General features: G+C 68.3%; 21 protein-coding genes and 1 pseudogene. 13 read left to right on the top strand and 9 right to left on the bottom strand.

From position 1 onward, the window contains the following. Positions 1 to 115: 115 nt before the first annotated feature. The 3 genes from ACFVT5_RS15140 (at position 116) to ACFVT5_RS15130 (ending at position 3811) form a co-directional block, all read left to right on the top strand. Complete coding sequence (locus ACFVT5_RS15140; RefSeq protein WP_389886471.1) at positions 116 to 919, top strand: alpha/beta fold hydrolase; 804 nt, start codon at positions 116 to 118, stop codon at positions 917 to 919. Positions 920 to 1440: 521 nt separating this feature from the next. Further along, entirely contained in the window at positions 1441 to 2631 is a 1191-nt protein-coding gene (locus ACFVT5_RS15135; RefSeq protein WP_389886468.1) for a thiolase family protein, read from the top strand. 22 nt (positions 2632 to 2653) lie between these two features. After that, positions 2654 to 3811, top strand: a complete 1158-nt coding sequence (locus tag ACFVT5_RS15130) for an acyl-CoA dehydrogenase family protein (RefSeq protein ID WP_389886466.1) — start codon at positions 2654 to 2656, stop codon at positions 3809 to 3811. 113 nt (positions 3812 to 3924) lie between these two features. Here ACFVT5_RS15130 and ACFVT5_RS15125 read toward each other — a convergent pair whose 3' ends face one another. The 3 genes from ACFVT5_RS15125 to ACFVT5_RS15115 all read right to left on the bottom strand — a co-directional run bounded on the left by ACFVT5_RS15125 (position 3925) and on the right by ACFVT5_RS15115 (position 7107). Next, positions 3925 to 5130 (bottom strand): acyl-CoA dehydrogenase family protein, encoded by a 1206-nt coding sequence (locus ACFVT5_RS15125; protein ID WP_389886464.1) that lies wholly within the window; start codon positions 5128 to 5130, stop codon positions 3925 to 3927. A gap of 59 nt (positions 5131 to 5189) precedes the next feature. After that, positions 5190 to 6335 carry an acyl-CoA dehydrogenase family protein gene (locus ACFVT5_RS15120; protein WP_389886462.1) on the bottom strand — a complete coding sequence of 382 codons (1146 nt, stop codon included), beginning with the start codon at positions 6333 to 6335 and terminating at the stop codon, positions 5190 to 5192. 67 nt (positions 6336 to 6402) lie between these two features. Next, on the bottom strand, positions 6403 to 7107 hold the full coding sequence (locus tag ACFVT5_RS15115; protein WP_389886459.1) for a nitroreductase: 705 nt from the start codon (positions 7105 to 7107) through the stop codon (positions 6403 to 6405). Between the two features lie 171 nt (positions 7108 to 7278). On the opposite strand from ACFVT5_RS15115, the gene ACFVT5_RS15110 reads away from it, so the two are divergent. From ACFVT5_RS15110 to ACFVT5_RS15090, 5 genes and pseudogenes are all read left to right on the top strand, one after another. Then, positions 7279 to 7752 (top strand): PaaI family thioesterase, encoded by a 474-nt coding sequence (locus ACFVT5_RS15110; protein WP_389886456.1) that lies wholly within the window; start codon positions 7279 to 7281, stop codon positions 7750 to 7752. A gap of 360 nt (positions 7753 to 8112) precedes the next feature. Beyond that, positions 8113 to 8298 (top strand): annotated as a pseudogene (locus ACFVT5_RS15105) (helix-turn-helix domain-containing protein); the annotation flags it as partial. Between the two features lie 259 nt (positions 8299 to 8557). Beyond that, complete coding sequence (locus tag ACFVT5_RS15100; protein ID WP_389886453.1) at positions 8558 to 9829, top strand: peptidoglycan DD-metalloendopeptidase family protein; 1272 nt, start codon at positions 8558 to 8560, stop codon at positions 9827 to 9829. Between the two features lie 223 nt (positions 9830 to 10052). Then, complete coding sequence (locus tag ACFVT5_RS15095) at positions 10053 to 10829, top strand: LuxR C-terminal-related transcriptional regulator (protein ID WP_389886451.1); 777 nt, start codon at positions 10053 to 10055, stop codon at positions 10827 to 10829. Continuing rightward, positions 10826 to 12058, top strand: a complete 1233-nt coding sequence (locus ACFVT5_RS15090) for a sensor histidine kinase (RefSeq protein WP_389886448.1) — start codon at positions 10826 to 10828, stop codon at positions 12056 to 12058. The genes ACFVT5_RS15095 and ACFVT5_RS15090 overlap by 4 nt, the downstream gene beginning before the upstream one ends. Before the next feature lie 206 nt (positions 12059 to 12264). On the opposite strand, the gene ACFVT5_RS15085 is transcribed toward ACFVT5_RS15090, so the two are convergent. Further along, on the bottom strand, positions 12265 to 12630 hold the full coding sequence (locus tag ACFVT5_RS15085) for an SH3 domain-containing protein (protein ID WP_389886445.1): 366 nt from the start codon (positions 12628 to 12630) through the stop codon (positions 12265 to 12267). Positions 12631 to 13086: 456 nt separating this feature from the next. Between ACFVT5_RS15085 and ACFVT5_RS15080 the strand changes: the two genes are divergently transcribed. Together ACFVT5_RS15080 and ACFVT5_RS15075 are read left to right on the top strand one after the other, a co-directional pair. Beyond that, positions 13087 to 13815 carry an ArsR family transcriptional regulator gene (locus ACFVT5_RS15080; protein ID WP_389886442.1) on the top strand — a complete coding sequence of 243 codons (729 nt, stop codon included), beginning with the start codon at positions 13087 to 13089 and terminating at the stop codon, positions 13813 to 13815. 632 nt (positions 13816 to 14447) lie between these two features. Beyond that, entirely contained in the window at positions 14448 to 16868 is a 2421-nt protein-coding gene (locus ACFVT5_RS15075) for a PQQ-dependent sugar dehydrogenase (protein ID WP_389886439.1), read from the top strand. 230 nt (positions 16869 to 17098) lie between these two features. On the opposite strand, the gene ACFVT5_RS15070 is transcribed toward ACFVT5_RS15075, so the two are convergent. The 3 genes from ACFVT5_RS15070 to ACFVT5_RS15060 all read right to left on the bottom strand — a co-directional run bounded on the left by ACFVT5_RS15070 (position 17099) and on the right by ACFVT5_RS15060 (position 20289). Beyond that, complete coding sequence (locus tag ACFVT5_RS15070) at positions 17099 to 17320, bottom strand: hypothetical protein (RefSeq protein WP_389886436.1); 222 nt, start codon at positions 17318 to 17320, stop codon at positions 17099 to 17101. Positions 17321 to 18110: 790 nt separating this feature from the next. After that, positions 18111 to 19406, bottom strand: coding sequence for an MFS transporter (locus ACFVT5_RS15065; protein WP_389886433.1), 1296 nt, complete (start codon positions 19404 to 19406; stop codon positions 18111 to 18113). 304 nt (positions 19407 to 19710) lie between these two features. Continuing rightward, positions 19711 to 20289, bottom strand: a complete 579-nt coding sequence (locus tag ACFVT5_RS15060; protein WP_389886431.1) for a GNAT family N-acetyltransferase — start codon at positions 20287 to 20289, stop codon at positions 19711 to 19713. A gap of 1253 nt (positions 20290 to 21542) precedes the next feature. Between ACFVT5_RS15060 and ACFVT5_RS15055 the strand changes: the two genes are divergently transcribed. The 3 genes from ACFVT5_RS15055 to ACFVT5_RS15045 all read left to right on the top strand — a co-directional run bounded on the left by ACFVT5_RS15055 (position 21543) and on the right by ACFVT5_RS15045 (position 22661). Then, positions 21543 to 21743, top strand: a complete 201-nt coding sequence (locus tag ACFVT5_RS15055; RefSeq protein ID WP_389886428.1) for a hypothetical protein — start codon at positions 21543 to 21545, stop codon at positions 21741 to 21743. A 65-nt stretch (positions 21744 to 21808) separates the two neighbouring features. Next, positions 21809 to 22018, top strand: coding sequence for a hypothetical protein (locus tag ACFVT5_RS15050; protein ID WP_389886426.1), 210 nt, complete (start codon positions 21809 to 21811; stop codon positions 22016 to 22018). A 235-nt stretch (positions 22019 to 22253) separates the two neighbouring features. Beyond that, positions 22254 to 22661 carry an ankyrin repeat domain-containing protein gene (locus tag ACFVT5_RS15045; protein ID WP_389886423.1) on the top strand — a complete coding sequence of 136 codons (408 nt, stop codon included), beginning with the start codon at positions 22254 to 22256 and terminating at the stop codon, positions 22659 to 22661. 387 nt (positions 22662 to 23048) lie between these two features. Here the strand turns inward: ACFVT5_RS15045 and ACFVT5_RS15040 are convergent, their stop codons facing one another. After that, positions 23049 to 23408, bottom strand: coding sequence for a nuclear transport factor 2 family protein (locus ACFVT5_RS15040; protein WP_389886420.1), 360 nt, complete (start codon positions 23406 to 23408; stop codon positions 23049 to 23051). A gap of 25 nt (positions 23409 to 23433) precedes the next feature. Next, positions 23434 to 24219, bottom strand: coding sequence for an SDR family oxidoreductase (locus tag ACFVT5_RS15035; RefSeq protein WP_389886418.1), 786 nt, complete (start codon positions 24217 to 24219; stop codon positions 23434 to 23436). Positions 24220 to 24309: the final 90 nt, after the last annotated feature.

Here is a 24309-nt window from a genome sequence, read left to right as displayed (position 1 = left end):
ACCGCCATTGACGGCAACCTAAGCGGCTCCCTAACATTAAGACTACCAGTCTCAGAAATGCGAGATGCTTGCGATCAGCGGACCCATCGAGCGCTGCGCGCTCGGGGAGGCAGTCATGGCGTACGTGGAAGTCGGCGATGGCGTCAGCCTGTTCGTGCAGGAGAGCGGCACTGGCGGCCGACCGGTCGTGCTGGTTCCCGGCGTCGGTCTGGATCACCGCGTCTGGGCCCGCCAGACCGAGGCACTGGCCGAGCAACACCGCGTATTCCGCGTCGACCAGCGTGGCCACGGCAGCTCCGACAAGCCGACGGACGGATACGAGGTCGAACGGCTCGCCCAGGACCTGTTGACGGTGCTACACCGGCTGGAGGTGACCGACTGCGCCCTCGTGGGCTGGTCGTTCGGAGGGCAGGTCGCCTTCCGGGCGGCGGCCGAGGCCCCGGGGCGGGTGGCTCGGCTGGCACTCGTCGGGTCCAACGGCGTACGCGCCAGCCGCAGCGACGACTTCCCGTTCGGACGCCCGGCACAAGAGCGGGAGGCGTGGCTGGTCTCCGCCGAACGGCGAAACCGAACTGCCGCCCGTCGGGACGTCATCGCCTCCGGCTTCCACCGGCCGCCCGCCCCTTCGACTCTCGACGAGCTGACACGGATCTCGCTGGCCATGCCGTCATCGGCGGCGGTCGCCTGCTACCGCTCGATGCTGTACGCGGATCTGATCGGCGACATCGACAGGGTGACCATGCCGGTGCTCCAGATCTTCGGCGCCGATGACCCGGCGCACTCGGCCAAGGGTGCGCACTGGCTCAACGACCGGTTGCCCGACGGCGACATCGTGGAACTCGGCGACTGCGGTCACTACCCCATGTACGAGTCCCCTGACGCTTTCGGCAGCGCGCTGCGCCACTTCGTGGCGAACTGACCCTGGCCGCCGGGCACATGCGCAGCTGACGATTCGCGCCACCTCGGCCGCCCGCTCATCCAGTGACTCCAGTGCGGCGAGTGTGAGCCTTGTCGGCAGAAGTATGCGGCTGCGACGCCCGCTTCCCGCCGGACAGCCGCGTGGCGTCCGGCATAGCGGCGCTGACGGTGTAGGGAGTTCCGCTGTTCGGCGCTTCTGAGCACCCGGGCCCGCCGCGATGATCGGCTGCTCACGCGTCATGGCACCAGCCTACGGAACGATCTTTTCCGTCGTTGACGACTCTCAGCCTCGCCATTATATTGAGACGCATTAGCTCATAAATTACATGAGGCCATGCAGTGCATGGACGCACCGCCTCCGGCGAGGGGGCGGGCATCCGCGCCCCCCTGGGGCACCGCGCCCTGCGCCGCCCCCGCCCGGACCACCGACTCGTGAACGCGTCGGGGCGACTGCCCACACCCGACGGACTCACGTCCCCCTCATGACCGGCGGCACAGGACGACTCTTCCGAAGGAGAGAACATGGCGCGCAGCGCAGTGATCGTGGACGCCGTCCGCTCGCCGATGGCCAAGGGCCGTGCGCCCAGGGACGGCAGGCCGGGCGGGGCGTTGTCCTCGGTGCACCCGGTCGACCTACTCGGCCAGGTACTGCGGCAGTTGATCGACCGAACCGGCATCGACCCCGCACTGGTGGACGACGTCATCGCCGGGTGCGTCAGCCAGGTCGGTGAGCAGTCCGGCCCGGTCGGCCGGTGGGGCTGGCTGGCGGCCGGGCTTCCGGAGAGCGTGCCGTCGGTCACCGTGCACCGGGCCTGTGGATCGAGTCAGCAGGCCGCCGACTTCGCGGCCCAGGGCATCATCGCGGGCGCCCAGGATGTCGTGGTGGCCTGCGGGGTCGAGTCGATGAGCCGGATCCCGATGTTCGCCTCCCGCCAAGGGCAGGACCCGTTCGGCCCGACCATCAGGCAGCGCTACGAACCGGGACTGGTCCCCCAGGGCGTCTCCGCCGAACTCATCGCGTCCCGCTGGAAGTTCGACCGACGCACACTCGACGCGTTCTCCGCGCGCTCGCACCGGCTCGCGGCATCCGCCGACTTCGCCCACGAGATCGTGCCGATCACCACGCCCGACGGCACAGTTGTCGACACCGACGAGACACCCCGCCCCGGCACGACCGTGGAGAAGCTGGGCGGCCTCGAACCGTCCTTCCACAGCGAGGAGATGGCCGCACGCTTCCCGGAGATCGGCTGGCACATCACCCCCGGCAACTCCTCGCAGCTCACCGACGGCGCCACCGCCGTCCTGATCATGAGCGAGGAGCGGGCGAACGCCCTCGGTCTGCGCCCGCGCGCCCGCTTCCACTCCTTCGGGCTCGCCGCCGACGATCCGATCACCATGCTGACCGGGCCCATCCCCGCGACCGAAAAGGTGCTGGAACGCTCCGGGCTGACGATCGGCCAGATCGCTCATTACGAAGTCAACGAGGCATTCGCCCCGGTGCCGCTGGTCTGGCGGGAGCACTTCGACGCCGATCCCGACCGGCTCAACCCGCGCGGCGGCGCCATCGCGCTCGGCCACCCTCTCGGCGCCTCCGGGGGCCGATTGCTCACCACCATGCTCAACGCCCTGGAGGCCACGGGTGGGCGCTATGGCCTGCAGACCATGTGCGAGGCCGGCGGCATGGCCAACGCCACCATCATCGAACGGCTTTGAGGATCCGAGGAGAGAGACCGGAATGTTCGAACTGACCGAGGAACAGCGGGACCTCAAGGAGCTGGCCGCCAAACTGGCCGCCGACCGCTACGCGCCGCACGCCCGTGCGTGGGACGAGCAGCGCACACCACTTCCCGACGAGGAGCGGCGCAGGCTCGGCGAACTGGGACTGCTGGCGCTGACGCTGCCCGAGGAGTACGGCGGCGGCGGGCGACCTCTCATCGATGCCCTGATCGTTCTGGAGGAGCTGGCGAAAGCGAACCCGCTAGCCGCCTGGCCGGTCTTCGAAGCTTCCACCGGACCGGCCCGGGTCATCCACCTGTTCGGTACCGAGGAGCAGAAGAAGCGCGTCCTGCCCGCGGTGGCCGCGGGCGAGTCCACCATCGCGGTGTCGATCTCCGAGCCGGACGCCGGGTCGGCCGCGACCGACGTCGCCACCACCGCCCGTATCGAGGGCGAAGAAGTCGTCGTCAACGGCAGCAAGCGCTGGTGCTCGGGCGCCGGTCATGCCGAGCAGTACCTCGTCTATGTCCGCTTCGGCCCCGAGCCGGGAGCCGCCGGGATGGGCGCGGTACTGGTCGCCAAGGACACCCCCGGGCTGGCCTTCGGCCCGCAGGAGCACCTCATGGGTCACCGCGGGGTGGGGTCCGCCGACATGTTCTTCTCCGATGTGCGCGTACCTGTCGAGAACGTCATCATCCCGAAGGGCGGCTTCAGGAAGCTGTTCACGGCGTTCTCCATCGAACGGCTCGGCAACTCGACGATGTCGCTGGCGATCGGCCAGACCGCGCTGGACCGCACCGCGCGCTATGTGCAGGAACGCAAGCAGTTCGGCAAGGAAATTGTCGAGTTCCAGCTGGTGCAGGCCGCCCTGGCGGACATGGTGATGCAGGTGGAGGCCGCTCGGCTGCTCATCTACCGGGCCGCGGCCTCCGCCGGTACGGGGGCGCCGTCGGCCCTGGAGGCGTCGGTCGCCAAAGCCTTCAGCAACGAGATGGCGAAGAAGGTCTCCGACCTGGCCATGCAGTTGCACGGCGGTTACGGCTACGCCGGTGAGTACGAGATCGAGCGGCTCCACCGCGACGCTCACGGCTGGGCGCTGGCAGGCGGCACCACGACGATGCAACGTACCCGGATCGCGTCCGAGTACCTGGGGCGCCGCTTCAATCAGCGGGCCTGAAGGTTCGCCGGCCCCACGCTCGAAAGGGCGGCCACCCCGTTGGTGGCCGCTCCTCGCTGTTCCCCACGTCCCAAGCTCCGCAAGCCCCTGAGTCTCCGCGTCTCCCAAGCCGCTCAGTACGAGCGCGGCAGTCCCAAGGTGTGCTCGGCGATGAAGTTCAGGATCATCTCCTTGGACACCGGGCCGATCTTCAGCATCCGCAGCAGGAACCAGTAGTTGGACAGCTGGTACTCCAGAGCAACGCCATTGCCGCCGTGCGTCTGGATCGCCGCGTCGAGGCAGGCCAGACCCGCGTCGACGCCGGTCATCTTCGCCATGTTGCCTGCCTCCCCCGCATCGCGACCGAGGTCGTACAGCATGCATGCCTTCGCCGTCATCAGGCGGGCGGTCTCCAGTTCGACCTTGGCGGCAGCGAGTGGGTGGGCGATAGCCTGGTGCGAGCCGATCGGGGCCTTCCAGACGGTACGTTCATTCGCGTACGCGACTGCCTTGTCCAGGGCGTATCGTCCGACGCCGGTACAGATCGAACTGACCAGCAGACGCTCGGCGTTGATGCCGGCGAAGGCCGCACGCAGACCCCGGTTCTCAACACCGATCAGCCGGTCGCGGCCGACCCGGACGTGGTCGAAGAAGACGGTCGACTGCCGCTCCGGAACCTGGAGGGCGGTGGGCAGCGGCTGGAACGTCAGGCCCTCGGCATCGGCGTCGACCAGGAACATGGACAGCAGGCCGCGTCCACTGCGCTCGTCGGTACCCGTCCGGGCGACGACGATGGCCCAGTCGGCCTCGTCCATCCCGGAGATGTAGTACTTCTGGCCGTCGAGTACCCAATCGTCGCCGTCACGGCGGGCGGTGGTGCTGATGTTGTGGGAGTTCAGGCCCGCGTCGGGTTCTGTGATCGCGAACGAGCTGAGGGTGGCGCCCGTGGCAAGTCCCCGCAGCCAGCGGTCCTTCTGATCGGCGGTGCCGTGCTGGGCAAGGATCGTGCCGTTGACTCCGGAGGAGAAGACCGCGGCGAGCGCGGGGACTCCGGCGGCGGCCGTCTCCTCGATCACTAGGGCGAGGTCGTAGAGACCCGAGCCCCCGCCGTCGTACTCCTCGGGGAGATGAACGCCGAGGAAGCCACCCTCGCCCAGCTCCTTCCAGAACGCGGCCGCCGGCTTGCCCTCGTCGGAGACCTGCCGGAAGTAGGCGGGTCCATAGCGCCGGGAGAGCGAGCTGACGGTCCTTCTCAACTGCTCTTCCTCTGCGGAGGGCACCAACGGAAGGCAGGGGATGGGCGAGGCGGTGGGCGAAGTGGTGGGTGAGGCGGTGGCCATGTGTACGCTCCTCTTCCAGCCGACGATTTCTGTGTTGTGCGATCCAGGACCCCGGGCGCTCAAACACCGAGCGCCTGGGCGACGATGACCTTCATAATTTCGCTGGAGCCGCCGTAGATGCGGCTCACCCGGCCGTCGGCGTAGGCACGGCCGATGGGTGCGTCACGCCCGTATCCCGGCTTCCCCTGCACCTGGAGACAGCGGTCGACCACGCGGCCCTGCATCTCGGTGCAGTAGAGCTTCACCAGTGCCGCGTCCGCTCCGGACAGTTCCCCGGCCGCCAGCTCCGCCAGCGCGCCGTCGACCAGCGCCTGGCCGGCTTGCACGTCGGTGGCGCAGGCCGCCAGCTCGAACTTGGCGTGCTGGCCGACGCCGGTGCCGACGCCAGTTCCGGCGCCGACGCCGGAGAGGACTTCGACGGTGTGTGCCAGCACGGCGGACGCCGCCGCCTGCGAGTTGACCGCGATCGACAGGCGCTCCTGCGCGAGGTTCGAGGTGAGGCACTCGAAGCCGCGGTTTTCCTCTCCCAGCAGATTCTCCGCCGGCACACGCACATCGGTGAAGGACAGTTCGGCGAGATCCTGGGCCTTCAGCCCGAGCTTGTCCAGGCTGCGACCGCGCTCGAACCCTGGGCTGTTCGTCTCCACCACCAGCAGGCTGATCCCGCGCCGCCCGGCGTCCGGGTCCGTCTTGACGGCAAGGATGGCCAGGTCCGCGGCGGCGCCGTTGGAGATGAACGTCTTCGCGCCGTTGACCACGTAGTGGTCGCCCACCCGCACCGCGCGCGTACTCATCGCCTTGAGATCTGACCCCGCGCCCGGTTCGGAGAGGGCGAGCGCCGTCACCGCCTCGCCGCGGACGATGCGCGGCAGCCAGCGGCGCTTCTGCTTCTCGGTGGCGTAGTGCAGGAAGTACGGCATGCAGATGTCGGTCTGTACCCGCAGACCACCAAGGGCCAGGAACCGCTTCTGTATTTCCTCGGTCACCACCACGCTGTGCGTGAAGGTCGACCCGGCGAGACCGCCGTATTCGGCGGGTACACCGATCCCGAGGATCCCGAGTTCACCCGCTCGCCGCCAGAAGCGCCGACTGGGTCGCCCGGCCCGCTGCCACTCGTCGTATTCGGGCACGATCTCGTCGGTGACGAACCTGGCGACGAGCACGCGGAATGCCTCGTGCTCGCTCGTGAAGACTGTCCGGCGCACGGCCTCTCCCGGTGGTGTGAACGAGCCTTTCCTAGGGGACGACAACGCGCCCGTACCGCCCCGACGATCAGTCCACCCAGGTCACGGCGGACTCCGCGGGCGCTCGCTCCGTACGGAACTGGTTGGCCGGATGATCCGGGTCGGGCAGGCCGAAGGAGATTCCGCAGACGATCGAGCGGGATGCGGGCAGCCCGAAGAACTCCTTGACCGCGGGCGCGTGCGAGGCCAGGGCCGCTTGGGGAATGGCACCGAGACCGAGGCTCTGTGCGGCGAGCAGGAAACTCTGTACGTACAGCCCGCAGTCGACCGCGCCATACGTTCCGAGGTCGGCCTCGGTAGTGATGACAGCCACGTGGGGAGCCCCGAAGAACTCGAAGTTCTTCGCCGTCTGCGCGGCCGAGCCCTCTCGATCGCCGTACGCGACGCCGACGCTCTCATAGAGCTGCCAGGCGACTTCCCTGCGCCGCTCCTGGTACACACCGGTGTAGCGGCGGGGGAACTCGAAGTCCGGTTCCATCGGGGCCTCGGCCACGTGCTTCGTCAGCATGCGGCGGAACCGCTCCGTGCCGTCCCCCTCGGTGACCAACACATGCCACGGCTGGCTGTTGCACCAGGAGGGAGTGCGCTGGGCGAGTTCCAGTACGCGCTCGATCGCCTCGCGGGGCACTCCGTCCGGCAGATACCCGCGACAGCTCCAACGCCCTTTCAGGAGACGGTCCAGAGCATCGGTGTCCGCGCTCGACACGGCGGTCTTGGGTCCCATGGTGGCCATCTACCCGCACCTCACATTTTTGGGTTAACGTGTATCAATAATGCGGGCACGGGCATGGCACGTCAATGTTCGTCAACTGCGGTTCGCACGGTCCAACCCGGTCACCGCACCGTGAGGGACGAACGTTCACGCAGTGCGGTGCAGCAGAAGAGATGGGAACGATGGTCTGACATGGCAGAACTGGAACTGGGCCCGCACGCAGCGCTACCGCCGTACGGCGGCGACTCCCAGAAGTGGCTCGACTGGGCCGACGAGCAGCCGGCCTCCCGGGCCATCGGTCTGCGCTGCCTACATATCGAGAACGGTCGTGCCAAAATCGCGCTGGAGCGTGGCCCCTGGCCCCTCAATCCCAACGGCGCGGTGCACGGCGGCCTGGTCGCGGCGTGTGCGGACCACACCATGGCCATTGCTCTGCTCTCCACATTGGAGCCGGGAACCATGCCGGCCACCGCGACGCTGGCCGTCGACTTCCTCCGCCCGGCACTCCCCCCGCTCACCTTCGAGGCCGTGGTGGACCGACGTGGCCGAACCATGGGCTTCCTGACCATCACCGTACGGGACAACGACGGAAGGCTCGCCGCGAAGTGCCACGGCACCATGCCCATCGACGGCTCCTCCCGCTTTCTGGACGACACCCCGGCCTGAACACGGCCAGGCCGCCGTGCACTGCGCCGTTGGGGTTGAGAGGCCAGGTCCGGCCATGACTGCCCGGAGGCGAGGCCCACCGCCTGTCCTGGTGGCTTGTCACAGATCCTTGGCCGGGTGATTGATCCTCTGTCCGTCGCAGGGCAGGCTGCTTCCAGGTCGTGATCGTGGAGGTGGTCGTGGGGCGTCTTCCGGGAGTGTTCGTCGGGCCAGTGAACACGGAAGACGGGCGTCGGCTGCAGCGGATCAGCCGGACCGCGAAGGATCCGGCGAGGCTGCGGCGGGCGATCGTGGTACTGATGTCCGCCCAGGGCCAGTCGGCGCCGGACATTACCTCATTGATGCAGGTCAGCGCCGACTATGCGTGCCGCTATCCACACGTTCAACGGCCGGGGGTTCGAGTCACTGGACCCAAAATGGAGCGAGGGACGTCCCGGGACAATCAGCGGCCAGGTGCGTAAGCACATCTGCCTGATCGCCCAAACGTCCCCCGCCGACTGGAAGATCGCCGCGTTCTCGACTTGTAGCCTGACCAATCTCGCCGAGCATCTGGTCAAAGAGAAGGTCGTCCCGGCGGTCAGCCGCGAGACGATGCGGCGGATACTGCGCGACGGCAAGGTCTCTTGGCGGAGCACCACAACCTGGACGTCCTCGAATGACCCGGACTTCATCGCCAAGATGCACTGGGTCCTGGCGCTCCACGTCAGACCGGCGAGCGATGGCCGGGTGGTGTGCGTGGACGAGTTCGGGCAGGTCAGTCTGACGTCCCGCAAAGGCACGGCGTGGCAACCGCTACGACGGCGTGATGCACATGCTCGCCGCCCTCGACCTGGACACGGGGAAAATCAACTACCGCATCCGGCACCGCAAACGCTGGCGCGAGTTCCTAGCCCTGCTCAAGACCCTGCGCGCCCGCCGGCCTGGCGAGAAGCGGTACATCGTGCTGGATGACTTCTCGCCGCACAAGCGCCCGATTATCTGGACCTGGGCGGCGCCGGACGACGTCGAGCTGGTCTTCCTGCCGATACTCATCGTGGCTGAACTGGATCGAGTCCGAGTTCGCCGACCTGCGCTACTTCGTCCTCAGCGGCACCGACCATCGCAGCCACGGCGAACAGAACGCCATCGCCGCCTACGTCCGCTGGCGCAATCGCCGGTCGGGTGGCGCAGGATCCGGCGGGAGCCGGACTCCGCACCACAAACCGCTGTCGGGTGTTTTACCGACGCGACGCACCCTGATCCGGCGGCGCTTCCACTGCCATGCTCGGGCGGCTCACAGTGGGCAGACCACTGCGGGTACCTCATCCGTCATCCGTCGCCACCCCAGGAAGGCTCCATGTATTCCAAACACTTACAGCGTGCCGTGCAAACCAAAGGGACCGGTCTCGTCGGCGATGTCCGGCGCGGGGCCCGTCCGGGACGGCTTGTCCTGGCATTGACCGCGGCGGTGGTCGCGCTCGCCGCTCTCGTTTCCGCCCCCACCGCGTCCGCCGCACCCGCCGCACCGGCCACGCCGTCGGCGATCGCCGGTTGTGTGGACTGGCCGACCAGTAAGTTCCTGCAGACCCCGTTGACCTACAAGGCCAACGGTGGCGCGGGCTACGCCTGGCAGAACGGCAGTCACTATGGCGAGGGCTATCACGTCAACTGCAACACGGCCGGCATGATGAACCAGTACTACGCGCTCGACCTCGGGATGAGTGAGGGTGACGAGGTACTGGCCCCCGGGGGCCCCGGCACGGTGTTGTACGCAGGCTGGGCCCCGGCCGGCTGGGAGACCTGCGGGCAGTACATCGTCGTCGACCACGGCGGCGGCTACTGGAGCGTGGTCTGCCACCTGAGCCGGATCCTGGTCAGCAAGGGCCAGAAGATCACCGACGCCACCGTCATCGGCCTGGTGGGCGGCACGGGCGGATTCGCGCCGCATCTGCACTTCTCCCTCATGTACAACGCCAAGCTCACCGCGGCAGGCGGAGTCTACGGCGGCCAGAGCGCCCAGCCGCGCCACCTGTGGCACCTCGGCTGCGGCCAGGGCTACTACGACTACATCACCAAGGGCCAGAAGGTCTGCTACTGAGTGCTGCCGTACCGACGTGACGGGGACCGGCCACCGGGCCGGTCCCCGTCACCGACAGGAACGCGCCGACACAGGCACGGTGAAGACGCCCGCGCGGGTGCCAGGAGGCGGATTCCGGTGCGCTCCAGTTCCCCAAGCCTCGTCCGCATCGCCGGGCCCTGTCGGCCGTTTCCCCGCACGGCTGTTCTCAACACCCTTTTCTGCGGCGGGAGGAAGGTAAACAATGACCGGCGATGACCACGACCACGCACCCCTCACGACGCCACCGCCCTCCCCCGGTGACCCGGCGCCCGAGGACGTCGGGATGATCAACGTCGCGGTGGTCGACGACCATCCCTTGGCCCGGCACGGCGTCGCCCACATCCTCGGCACCCCGCCGGGCTCTTGCACATCCGGTGAAGCCCCGGCAGACCGATCGGTGAACCTGTCCGTGTCCGTGGGGTCACTCGCCGAGTTGGAGGAGGCCCTGACCGCCGGCGCACACCCCGACGTGATCATCATGGATCTCTACCTCGACTCGGACGTCCCCGCCCTGGACGCGATCGCGACGCTCGCTGCCACCACCCGGGTCATGGTGATGTCGGCCTCGGGACGAACCGCGGACGTACTCGGTGCCATCCGCGCCGGTGCCTGCGGCTACGTCACCAAGCATTGCAGCGCTGAGCTGTTCGTATCGGCGGTGGAGACGGTGGCCGCGGGCGGCTTCTCACTCTCGTCCGAACTGGCCGACATTCTCCAGGCCGAGCTGACCCGGGTGGGTGGTGACCCACAGGGCAGCGGGAACCCGCGGTTGTCCGCGCGCGAGGAGGAGACACTGAGCTACGTGGCACGCGGTTTCACCCACGCCCAGATCGCCACACGGCTCGGAGTGCGCAAGACGACCGTGGACACGTACGTGGAGCGGATCCGGGCGAAGCTCCAAGTGGGCAACAAGGCCGAGTTGACCCGGGCCGCTCTGGCGAGGGCGCGCCACACACCCACCGCACACGCGCCACTGTGACGCATGCCGGGAGCGCGGACTCCGGGTGCAGTGGGGTCCTGCGCAATGAACGGATCGTGCTGCGGGCGTACGTTCTGTTCCGCCTCGGCGGACTGCTCCAGGTAGCGATCGGAGCGGTCGCGACCCACCCCCACTATCGCCCACTCTGGGCCGGACTGGCCCTGTGCGGGGCTGTGTTCGCCGAGAGTCTCGCACTGGTCGTCGTGGGGTTGCGGCGCCGTCGGGTGCCGCCGCCTGCGCTGGCCGTCGCTGACGCCGTCGCCTTGACCGTGGCCCTGGTCGTCGGAGGCGGGCTGGCGGACCGCGCACACGGCCACACTTGGGCGTACTTCATGTATCCGTTCAGCCTGCTTGCCAGCATCGGCTTCGGGCTCGTGTTCACTCGGCTGCTGACCGTGCTCGCGCTGACCGCCGTGCCCGCCAGCGCGTACACCGCCACGGCTGCGCTCCAGCTGGGTGAGCCACTGTGGAACGCCGTCCCGAACGGTGTTCCCTACCTGGCCAACGCAGGCATCGCGTGGGCCGTGGCCCGCGCCTTGCGGCGCACCGGTCGGGAGTTGGACGCGGCCACCTCCACCGCCGCGCTCCGGGAGGCGGAACTCGCCGCCGAACGGGAGCGGGTCCGCCACGCCCGGCTGCTGCACGACCGGGTACTTCAGACGTTGGAAACCCTCGCCCGCACGCCCTGGATCACCGATCCGGGGCTGCGGGCCCAGGTGCGGGCGGAGGCGGTTTGGCTGCGCGGATTCGTGCGCGGCGAGCACCCCGCGCCCAGGGGGCACGGAGCGGCAGGCCGGGACGGGTGCGCTCACCTGGCGCACGGGCTGTCGACCCTCGCGGAGGACATGGCGCGCGTCGGTCTGACCGTGGAGCTGAACACCGCCCAGCTCCGCGCCGCGGGCAGGGTCAGTGCCGCGCCCACCGTCCCGGTCTCCGTCGCTGAGACCCTGGTCGACGCCACCCGGGAGGCCCTGGCCAATGTCCTGCGGCACGCGGGCACCGCACGGGCCGTGGTACGGGCGGAACTCAGCGGGAGCGCCGTCCTCGTCAGCGTCCTCGACGACGGCACGGGCTTCGACCCTTCCGCGGTGCCGGCGGGTGGGCTGGGTCTGCGCAGTTCCGTACGGGACCGTGTGGCGGGCATCGGCGGCCGAGTGCAGGTGGAATCGGCACCGGGCGCCGGCACGTATGTGGAGATGCGGGTACCGCTGCTACGTGCCGGCGCATGACGGCGCCGATGAGCGCATCCGTCTCAGCCACCATCGCATTGACCGTGGGTACGGTGATCGGCCTGTCGGGAGGGCCGGGTGCCGGGAGGGCCGGGTGCCCGACACAACGCGACGGCCCGCCAGACGAACTGACGAGCTGTCACAAAAGGTCGAGGCTAGGCGCACCGCGAGCGCGGGCCGGCCCGGATCGGCCCGCGCCCCGCAGGTCAGAAGCCGCAGTGCTTGGTGGATCCGTTATTGGGCAGCAGGGAGTCCTTCACCCACCCGTACGTACCGTCGCTCCGGTTGTAGAGGTACGTCCAGCTCGCCGAGTTCGCGTCCCACGTGTAGCAGTAGTAGTCGAGGCTGTCCCGGTTGTCGGCCCACCCCTTGACGCCGCAGCTTGTGCTGGAGCCACTGCGCATGTTCGCGGAGACGCCCGCTGCCATGCTCACGACGGTGTTGTCGAGGTTGGGGCCGGTCCTGCCGCAGGAGGCGTTCGCCGACGCGGCTCCCGCGGTACTCACGACCAGCCCGGTCGGTACGGCGAGTACCCCGACCGCCAGTGCGGCCAGCTTCACCCGTCGTCTCACTCCCGTATCTCATCCTCCCTCTGCTCCGCCAAATCACTTCGGCGAAGGCACGTAAGAAGCACTACGGAATCCAGGGCGCAAGGGATGAGCCCTGGTGCGGCGATCCGGCGTTTGCGGCTCCGGACTGCCGAGACACAGTCTGTTGTGTGCCGGATTCTGGCCGCCATGCCTTTCAAGGCTGGCCAAAAGAGCCAGGTCAGGCCAAGATCAGTCGGCGCGATGCGCATACATTTCACTGCGACCGACCTGTGCAAGATCACTCTCGTGGCGCCCAATGCCCTGACAAAGACAGCGTTCAGCGTGCGCTGCCTGCGCGCCGGACCGACTGGCAGGCACGGAACACGGCCAGAGCTTGGGCCGTGGCACCGGCGGACCCGCACAGGCGCGGCATTCCGGGCCGGGATCCTCTTCGACCTGGTCCCCCGCGAGGGGTTCCTGCCTGACTTTCTGTTTCAGGTGTCCGATGACTTCGCCACCGGTGTCGACCTGCTGGCACAGATGCCCAACGAAGAACTGGCAGCCGACATCGGCCAGTTACCCGCCCCAGCGCACACTCACCGTCGGCTGCAGGAACTGGCCGAGGGCACATCCGAGGCGCGACAGGGTCTGGTCAGGGATGTCCGGCACTACTTCAGCTCCTCGCTGGTCGACCTGTGGCCGCAGGTTCGGGCCTACGCCACCGCCGACCGGGCGCTGCGGGCCGAGGCACTGCTGCGCGGAGGCATCGACGGCCTGCTGGCCACGCTCGGCACTCATTGGCGCTGGCAGTCGCCCGTCCTGCACATCCCCTGGCCCGGTACGCGCGACATCGAAGTGGCCCTGTGCGGCCGCGGCCTGGTACTCGTCCCCTCGTACTTCGGCGGACCCGCGCTGATGTACCGGCCCGAAGAACCCACTGTGCTGACCTACCCCATGAACGCGGGAGAGGCGCCTACCGCGGGCGCGGACGCCCTCGGCCCTCTGCTCGGCCGCACCCGCGCGGCCGTACTCGCCGCCGTACGTCACTCCGCCACCACCACGACGGTCGCCGAACGCACGGGCATCTCTTTGCCTTCCGCCAGCCAGCACACCACCGTCCTGCGCAACGCCGGCCTGATCACGACCACCCGCACCGGTAGCGCTGTCCTGCACACCCTCAGCCCTCTGGGAGACGCCCTCCTTCACGGCGACACCGCCATGCGCTGAGAACATCTCCGTGTCGTCGTCGGACAGGTCCGCAATGCCCGGACGCCCAGGCCGTCGTCGGCTCCGGCCGCCTCACCGTGTGCCCGAAGTCGTCGGTGTGGGCGGCGAAAGCACGCCTCGGAGCAGACCCGGATGATCGCACCGCCACACCACACCACCCCAGAGGGCTTACCACCGCGCCGAATTGTGTGCGGGTGGCTGACCGTGCTTCCCGGAGCATCGCGACCGGCCTTAGGGAAGTGGCGTCGCCGCGGGAACCTGGTCCGCGGCATGATGTCGTGGGCCTGCCGTCAACGGCCTTCGCCGGCTGAGGCGGGCCTCCCAGGACCGTCCAAGGTTGGACGGAAGCAGGTCACTTCCACTTTGTCTACCAGGAAGACGAAGTTCGACAATCCTCGCCTCTCTTCTTTCTGTTGGAGGCGGAAGCGGCTAGATTCCACTCCGCTCCGTCCCACAGCCCCGTCGATCGGCACTGATGTTGCTCTGGAAGCTGTGCCTCCCGCTCAAAGCGGCCACCTCCGCTCCGACCGCTGACCCCAGCGTCCGTCGACGGTCCGTGAATGAAGCAGAGACAGGAGATCCCTATGGCCCGCCGACAGGGAAGACACCGGCACCCCGCGCATCGAATGAAGATGTTTCTACTCGCTCTGATCCTTCCGCTCGCGCTGGTGACGCCGGTCGCCGCAGCACACGACGGATCGCACGAGCCGCAGGGCGGCAAGCCGTCCGGGGAGCAACTCCCCAGTGACGAACGGTTCCAGAAGGTCCTTCTCGAAGGCACCGGGCTGACGCAGCCGATGCGGATCAGCGTCGCCCCGGACGGCCGGGTCGTCTACATCGAGCGCGACGGCCGGGTGAAGGTCTGGGACCCGAAGACGAAGTCGTCGGCGACGGCCGGGACGGTACCGGTGCGCGTCGTGGGCGAACTGGGCCTCGTCGGGCTGGCGCTGGCCCCCGACTTCGCCAAGTCCGGCCACATCTACCTCCACTTCTCCCGCCCCGACTGGGACACCTCGTACGTGTCCCGGGTGGCACGTTTCACCCTCAGTCCGGGCAACGTCCTAGATCTGAACTCCGAGACGACGATCATCGACATCCAGCATCCGAAGGGGGTGGGCGGCGGCCACAGCGCGGGCGATCTGCTGATGACCAAGCGCGGCGTGCTGTTCATCGCGACCGGGGACAACACCAACTGCTGTGCCTCACGCGGCTTCCCCGGCACGGACGAGCGGCCGGGACAGGCAGGCGGCGATGCCCAGCGGACCTCCGCCAACACCAACGACCTCAACGGCAAGATCCTGCGGATCGCGCCGAAGAAGAAGGGCGGCTACAACATCCCCCAGGGGAACCTCTTCCCCGAGAAGGCCGACCGCCACGACAAGACCCGCCCCGAGATCTACGCCATGGGCTTCCGCAACCCCTTCACGCTCGGGGACTACGACGAGAAGACAGGCGCGCTCTGGATGGCGGACTACGGTCCGGACGCGGTCCAGCCCGACCCCGAGCGCGGTCCGGCCGGACACGTCCGCCTGTTCCTGATGAAGGGCGCGGGCAACTACGGCTGGCCCTACTGCACGACGGACAACCAGCCGTACAACGACTGGAACTACGTGGACGACAAGCCGGGCCCCTGGTTCAGCTGCGAGAAGCCCGTCAACGACTCGCCCAACAACACCGGCCTGGTCCACCTGCCCCCGATCAAGCCGGCGACGGTCTACTACACGTACGACAAGCAGGAGTACTTCCCTCAGCTGTACGGCGGCGGCGCTATGGCCGGGCCGGTCTACCACTACGACCGCAAGAACCCCTCGGAGACCAAGTTCCCGGAGTGGTTCGACGGCCGGCGCTTCCTGTACGACTGGACGACCGACTGGGTGCAGAGCACGGCCTTCGACAAGCGGCTCACGAAGCCGCAGGACATGCGGGCCTTCCTCCCGGACATGGACTTCAGCAAGCCGATGGACATGGAGTTCGGGCCCGACGGCTCCCTGTACGTCCTGGAGTACGGCAACGGCTGGGGCTCCAGCAACGACGACTCCGGGCTCTACCGGATCGACTACACCGAGGGCAACCGCGCGCCCCAAGCGGTGCCGGAGGCGACCAAGGATTCCGGACCGCTCCCTCTCACCGTCGACTTCGACGCGAGCGGGTCCACCGACGCGGACGGTGACACGCTGACGTACGCCTGGGACTTCGACGGCGACGGTACGACGGACGCGACGACGGCACAGGCGTCGTACACCTACCGCACCGCCGGATCCTACGAGCCCCGGCTGACGGTCACGGACAGCGGCGGCAAGTCATCGACCGCGCATCTGTCGGTGGTGGCGGGCAACACACGTCCCGTCGTCGCCGTCGAGTCGCCCGCCGACGGCGGCTTCTCGGACTTCGGCGCGGACATTCCCTTCAGGGTCAAGGTCGTCGACCCGGAGGACGGCACCGTCGACTGCACCAAAGTGAAGGTCACCTACCAGCTCGGGCACAACCAGCACGGCCACCCCATGGCCGAGGCCACCCCCGACGCGAACTGCGAAGGAGTCCTCATCCCCGGCCGGGACGCCGAACACGGGCCGGGCGCCTATGTGTTCCACATCGTCCGCGCCGAGTACACCGACGGCGGCGCGCCCGGCGGTGCCCCGGCGCTCACCGGTGCACACGACATCGTGTTGCATCCGGGCCAGTACAGCGCCAACACCTATCCGCGTGGGCAGGGTGTGGGTCTTTACACCGGTCAGCTGTTCGTCCCCGACTCGGGCAACTGGTTCATGTTCCCGCGGATCAATGTCTCCGGCATCGACCAGCTCTCGATGGAGTTCGCCACCCGCACGGCCGGGGCGAACTTCACCGTGCACGCCGGTTCGCCCGACGGCCCGGTGGTGGCCACGTTCGAGAACCTGCCGCACACCGGTTCCACCTCCCTGTCCAACCGGGTCTACAAGACGTTCACGGCGGCCGTGAACGACCCCGGCGGAGTCCATGACCTGTACTTCGTCGGCTCCTGGCCCGCCGGAGTCCAACCCGAGTTGTTCGTGCGTACCTTCACTTTCGGGTGAGCGGGGCGACGACGGCGTTGCGCTGACGGCCGAACCCGTCGGTCCCGATCTCGACGGTATGCAGCCATCGTCAACCGGGTCGCTTCAACGGCACCATCATCGAAACCGGCACGGACTCGTCATGGGCAAGTAAGCGGGTCATCACCGACCGACTCCGGAAGTCGAGACTCCGTCTTTCGCCGCCTAACCTCGGCATTTCATGACGGCTCGTCAGTGCAACTGATGGGCCGTCATGAAATGTCGAGGCTAGCAAGTTCCTGGCGCTGCCGGGCTTGCTGGACCCAAGGGCCGAGTTCCTCCCGGCGGTCCGCGAGGGGGAATCTCTCCTTCACCCAGGCAGCGCCGAAGGCGGATTCGAGAAAGTCGATTGCTGCGATCTCAGCTACGGCAGTCTCCTGACGATTCTCGGCGACCTCTGGATGCGCGAAGAGTGCCTGCGTGCCTCGATACACACGGTCGTTGTAGACCGCTCACGCGGTTGCCTCGTTAGGTAAGTCCTGGGCCTGGTTTGCCTGCATCCAGGCCGCAAAGGTCGGTATCTCGATCATTCCCGGACTATAGGGGCGCCCGAGGCACCGTCACCGAGGTATTCACTCAACGAAGGGCGTGACCTCTTTGGTGAGGGAGCCGTGCGGCGTCGCGTACCTGCCCCCGACACAATGGTCTTCCTCACCGCGGCCGACCGCAGGACGCCGAGGACTTAACCCACCGGCCCCAAGCTCGCCTCACGGTGTGAAGGCAGACCTGGACAAGGGCCGGGGCGCCGCCGACGCAGCATGCCTGTCCTGTCGGCCCGTCAGGCCCAGAGGCCACGTCGGGTGGGAAATAGCGCAGCTTCGGAATACTGCCTCTTCACCAGTGGGACGGCGGTGTCCAGGCGGCGGAGTACCGGGTGTGGGTCCGGACTCCCGACCATGTGCGGTCAGTCGACGGCGTCGACTACGACCATTCCGTGTCAAGTCTGTGCGTGTTGCAGGACTGGTCCTGATGGGGCGAACCTCAACACCTGGCCACAGAAGCTGATTCGTATCCTTCAATTGATCTTTCACGGCCGGGTACACGGTTGTTCTGATGCCCGATCCGCACTGCCGGGGAGGCCAGGTGCTCGAAGATCCGCACCTCCGGGGCCGATCACCGCTGGACTTTGGCCCGTCGTCGCCTTCCCATACCCAGATCGTCAGCAGCCCGTACCGGCTCACGGTAGCCGCTCTCTGAACATTTCCGGCCGGCACCGTGCCGTAATCAAACCCCCGCTTCCTCATGCTCTTCTCTATGCCGCGTGGCATTTTCGGGCAGTTTCCGGATGCTTGGTAGCCCGGAGGCGGCGACCCACAGCACGCTCAGCACGGCACCCACCGTGCCGATCCACAGGGTGGGCCGTAGGCCGAGCGCGGTGCCCAGCGTGCCGGCCAGCACCGCGCCGATCGGGCGCACTCCGAAGTTGGCTGTCTGCACCACTCCCATCACGCGGGAGCGCAGCGTGGTCGGGATGACGGCGATCAGATAGCTGTTCGTGGAGATGTCCAGGACCGCGACCCCGCAGCCGGCGCCGAGTTGCGAGGCGACCAGCGCCGCGATCGCCAACGGTCCCTGGCCCTCGGCCAGCGGCACCAGCAGCAGGGGCAGACTGAACCACAGGAAGCCGGTCACGACGGCCGGGCCGAGGCCGATCCGCCGCACCACGCGCGGCGCGGCGTACGCACCGGCCAGCCCGCCGAGCCCGAACGCGGCCAGCACCGCCCCCAACGCCCCGGCTGTCAGCCCCAGTTCGGTGGTCCCGTACAGAACGAGCAGCGTCATCAGGAAGGTACGGCACAGACTCAGCATGGACACTCCGGCCAGCAGCAGGCCCGGGGTGCGGTTTACCGTCATCCACCGCAGTCCGCCCGCCAGTCCGCCCCCCTCACGCGGCGCGGGCGGCGCCTCCCGCGTCCTGATGCCTCCCAGGCAGACCGCCGACACCAGATAGGTCACGGCGTCCACCAACAGGGCGAACGGCGCCGACAGCGCCTGGACCAGCGCTCCGCCCGTGCTCGGCCCGGTGACCTCGGCCGCCGATCTGCTCCCGGAAAGCAGCGCGTTGCCGTCCACATACCTCTCCGCGTCGACCACGGACGCGTACACGTGGTGATTGCAGACCCGGAACAAAACGGTGAGCGCCCCGACGACGAACTCCGTCAGGAACAGGTGAGCCAGCGTCAGCGACCCCCACGCATACGCCAGCGGTACGGAGACGATGGCAGCGAACCGCCCAATGTCCGCGACGATCATCGCCCTGCGCCGGTTGGTCTGCCGGTCCGCCCACGCCCCGCCGGGTATCGACAGCAGCAACGAGGGCAGCAGCGCCGCCGCCGTCAGCCACCCCATCTCGGCCGCCCCCGCATCCAGCAGTACGACGGCGGCCAGCGGTATCGCCAAGATATTGATCTCGTCCCCGACCAGGGAGATGCTCTGGGCACTCCAGTACAGCCGAAACCCCCGCTCCCGTAGCAGCCCCACGCGGCGCGGCGCGGCGCGGGCCTTCCCACGACGGGCCACCCTTATCCCCGCCTTGCTCATCGCGCGTCTCGGACGGTCATGTCAGACGCGCCGCAGGCGCCCGAGCTCGCACCGCCCGCCATCCGCCAGCCGCGTGGCAAACCCCCGCCGCAGCCGGCAGACGGCCACAGCACCGTGGACGAAATGCGGCACAGAGTCATTGTGCTCGCGCCGTTCGGGCCGAGCAGCCCGCGCACCTCGCCCGGTCCGACGGCCAGGCACACCCCATCCAGCGCGCACAGGTCCGGCCGACCCGTGCGCGGATACCGCCGGGTCAGCTCCCGGGACTCGATCGCGTTCCCGGTCACCGGACGGTCCCGTGCGCCGCGGTGGGCAGGGTCAGCAGCATGATGCGGGACACGGGCTCATCGTCTGCTGGCTGCCAGTGGCCGACCTGGCGGTAGCCCCACGCGGCGTAGGCGGCGTGCGCCGGTGCCGCTTCCGGATCGGGCCGCATCGCCAGCGTGACGCGCTCGACGCCCAGGCCCTCTTGGAGATGGGTGTGCATCCGGGCCGCCACCCCCTGCCGCCGCCATCCGACGCGTACCGCGAGTTCGACGATGCCCAGCGTGCGCTCACCGGTCTCGGCCGCGAACTCCGCTGTCGTCTCCTCGTCCATCGCCTTCCACCAGCCGGTGTCAGGCGGCAGGGGGTAGCCGAAGGCGTAACCGACAGGCAGATCACCGCAGCGGGCAATGACGAGGCGGGCGCGGGAAACCCTGACCTCCTGCGCGAAGCGGTCCACGAAGTCGGCGACCTCCTTCGTGCCTTCGCAGTAGGGCGGGTCGGCCCAGATCTCCTTGTACATCGGCAGCACCACATCGAGCTGCACAGCACACTCCAGCCCATCCCACCGCTCCACCGTGATCGGCGAGCGCCCCATCCGTTCCCTCCAGTCTGCTGTCACCAGCCGAAGCCGGCGTCTGCTAGAGCCTGCCCGGCCCAACAGGGATGGTCCTGCGGGACCGCTCACCAACGCCCACGCCACCCTTAACACTGATGCCGGCCATCGATCTGACCGGGTAGCGGACGGACCTGCGGCCACCGATGCTCGGGCCGCCGTTCTTCGCGGTGGCGGGGTGGCGGACAGCCCTGCGGGTGCGGCCGCCGATTGCCGGGCCGCCCTTCAACGTGGCCGGGTGGCGGACAGCCCTGCGGGTGCGGCCACCGATTGCCGGGCCGCCGCCCTTCGAAGTGGCGGGGTAGAGAGTGGGCGTGCCCGAGGCAGGGGCGGGGGTTTCGGCGCCCACCTCAGGGTCCATAAGTGCGAGCATGCGTGCGGTCCTTTCGACGTCGAAGCGGGTTCCGGCACTGTGCGAACGTAGGCAGCGGCAGGTCAGCCGGGCTGCCTCTGTCCAGGGCCGATGGGACGACGAGACGCCGCGGGCGGGCCTGTTGCCTCGTCGTCTGCGTCACCCGTCTCGGTGACGGCTCGCTCATCGTCTGCTAAAAGCACGCTGGCGGAAACCTCAGAGGTCATAGGGTGCCCGACGTCGACCGGCTGCACGCCAAGGGTCACGGGACCGCCGACGCGGGCGCCGTCTGGTTTTCCCTGCTCAAAGTCCAGGACGTGATCGTCCTGTGCTACTGCAGGTTCGCTCCGTCCGCCCGGACGAACGGGCTAGGGATCCTGCGTGGCCTGGACCCGGCCGAGCTCGAAGAGGGCGACGACGGTGGCGACCTGGAGAAGCCGTGGGCCGGAAGCCGGGCGCAGGCCATCGCTTCTTCCGCCTGTATGTGGTTCAAGCCCCGGCACAAGGCGTGCGGCAAATGCCCCGCACTCGCGAGTGTTCGGTTCAGTTCCGCGGGCCGGGGAACGCATGCCTCCTGGACCCCGTCGATCGTGAAGCGGTGGTCGTGGGTGGGTGGTGTGGCGGTCCGGGCAGATGACGCGGACCCTCCCGGCTTCGGCGTCGACCTGGAGCGTCAGGCCGGTGCGGGCCTGGCACTGGATACAGACGACGGGCAGGCGACTGAGGCCGTCGTCGTAGGCGACCCAGATCACCCCGGCCGGCTTCAGGTACTGCTGAGGTGCAGTCGTGTTCCACACCGGGCACGGCTCGAACACTCGTGTCATCCGGCCGGTTATCCTGCGGGCGAGGCGTCCTTCGCTCGCCGCCCAGAACAGGACGCACGATGTCGACTTCCCCGCCCCCGGTCTCCGAGCCGGACCCGTCCGCGCTGACCTGCCCCGGCGACCGCGTCGGCCTGTGTGCCGGGTGCCAGCCCAAGACATACCGGTACGGCACCGGCGGCTGCCCGCTGTGCCAGTGGTGCATGGCATCCGCTCAGGAGAAATGGGGCCCGGCCGTGCGCTACCTCAGCACGCGCTCATAGGCAGTCGCGGCGGAAGAAGACTGATCGCCGGACGCACATGCTCGGAGTTCTCTACCCTCCGGATCATGAACCGGACGAATGCGCTGGCCGTCTTCGGAGCCGTCACCGGCGCGGCCGGTGTCGGCTGGCAGATATGGAGCCACCGCCTCAGAGGTGGCCGCGTCGAGGTCTTATCCACCCGGCAAAGACCTGACGGCCGCTGGTGGGTGCGGACCGATGTGTCGAACGTAGCCCGCCTGGACGTGACGATCGTCGGCTACTCGATCTGGTGTTGAGTGACGCTGAAGATGTGCACCAAGGCGACGTTGGGGTTGTTGACAGGACGAGATGAAACGACCCCGGCGGCCGTCAGGCCGCGGGGTCGTCGTGCATACGGTGTCGGCTTCATGCACGCGGTGTCGCGGGCCTCTCGGTGATCGCGTGGCGGCTGGAGATCCCTGTCGGGGAGAGCTCCTCTCCTGGAATGCCCCGCTCGATGAGGTGCTCCTGCGGTCGAGGATCATGTTGGTCATGAGTGAGCGTGAGGGCAGTGGGGTGGACCGGCTGGGCCGGTCAGCGTTGCACTATGCCGCGGCGTCGGGTGATCTGGCTGGTGTTCAGACTGCGATCGACGCCGGGGCGGACGTATGCGCTGGTGACTCGGCCGGGTGGACTCCACTGCACTTTGCCGCGCAGTCTCAGAGAGCTGACATTGCCATCGAGCTGCTGGCCATCCACGCCGTTGTGGATGCCGTGGACGTGCAGGGAAACACGCCGCTGGGGCGGGCGGTGTTCAACTACCGGGGTGATCCGGCCGTGCTCGATGTGCTGCGAGAAGCGGGCGCCGACCCAGATCGGGCGAACGCGCATGGAATCAGTCCGCGGCAGCTGGCGGGGCGGATCGCGAACTACGACGTCGCGAGGCATGTGAACTGGTAGGCAGGGCCGCCTGGTGCGACCCTGCCCGGCCTTGGTCGTCGTCTGTCGCGTGTGTCTCGGTGATGGCGAGGCGGGTGGAGGACTCGTCCAAGATGCTCTTCTCGTCGGCGAACGCGGCGATGAGGGAACGGTCACGGTCACCCCCCGGTCGAACCCTATAACTCGGCCATCTCGCCCCAGAATTCGACGGCGCGGATCCCGTAGGACAGGGACGGCATGATCGCCCGGACAGCTCCGAGGCGATCGGGTGGAGCGCGTTGAGGCGGTTTGTACCCCGCGCCTGGGAATTCGGCGATCTGTCGCTCGTCCTGGAGTCGTCGAGCGACAACTACATCCCGCCGCCGACGTCGCCATCCAGTACACCGGCGCCGACGTGTGGGAGCGGTCTCAGGGCTCGATGAGGAGGTGTTCGATGAGGTTGTCGCGGAGCGTGAACTGATAGCGCAGATCGATGGTGCCGCCGGGGAAGTTGCCTTCGAGGTGGTGTGTGGCGATGTAGTGGGCCGTATCCGTTTGCTGGGTGCCGGTGAGGTGGATGGTGTAGCTGAATTCGGTGGCGGATCGGCCCAGCCACCGCTCGATCGCGGCAGTGCCCTGGTAGGTGTTGCCGTCGTCGATCACTGTGGCGTCGTCGGTGAACGCCGTGACCGCGGTGGCGGCGTCGTGGGCGCGGTGCGCTTTGAGGTAGCGGGTGATCACCTCGGGCAGGGTGTCCGGGGTGATCGTCCGGGGCTGGTTGTCCTGCATGACACTCCTGATGACGGTGGCGGGTTCAGACGGTGGGTGTGGTGCCGCCGTCGATGACGTGTTCGGCCCCAACGATGGCCGAGGCGCGGTCGGAGACGAGGAAGGCGACGAGTTCGGCGACTTCCTCGGGCTGGTTGGGGCGGCCGAGCGGGATGCCTCCCAGGGAGTCCATGAGCCGGCCCAGCGCCGCTTCCTGGGTGATGTCGGCGTCTCGGGCAATGCGGGAGACCAGGTCGTCGGCGGCCGAGGTCTGGATGAAGCCGGGTGAGACGGTGTTGACGCGAACGCCGTGGGGGGCGACCTCGTTGGCCAGTCCCTTGCTGTAGGTCGTCAGGGCGGCTTTGGCGGCGGCGTAAGCCAGGGTTCCGTTCCAGAGCGGCATGCGGCGCTGGATCGAGGTGACGTGCACGATCGCACCGGCGCCCTTGGCGATCATCTGCGGGAGAAGGGCACGGTCCAGACGGACTGCGGCCAGCAGATTCGTGTTCAGCTCCCTGGCCCAGTCGTCCTCGCTCAGCGCCGCGAACCCTCCGGCCGGCGCCTCGGAACCGCCGAGGGTGTTGACCAGGATGTCGACGCCGCCCGCGCGGGCGTCCACCTCGGCGGCCACGCGCGTGGCACCTTCGGCGGAGGCCAGGTCGGCGGCGATGAAGGTCTTCTCGTCGATGCCGTCGGGGCGGCTGCGGGCCGTGACGAGGACGGTCGCACCGGCCTGGGCCAGGCGCCGGGCGATGGCGGCTCCGGTGCCCTTGGTGCCGCCGGTGACCAGGGCGCGCCGCTCTTCAAGTGATTCGCTGATGGATGCGGTCACGGTGTATTCCGTTTCCGGGCGCGGGCACGGGGCGCCGCCCCCACTTCAACTGCTAAAATAGAAGCTACTGACTTCGACTTTAGCAGTAAC

The organism is Streptomyces sp. NPDC058001, from assembly GCF_042886315.1.
GTDB lineage: Bacteria > Actinomycetota > Actinomycetes > Streptomycetales > Streptomycetaceae > Streptomyces.
This window is presented reverse-complemented; position numbering and strand designations above follow the sequence as displayed.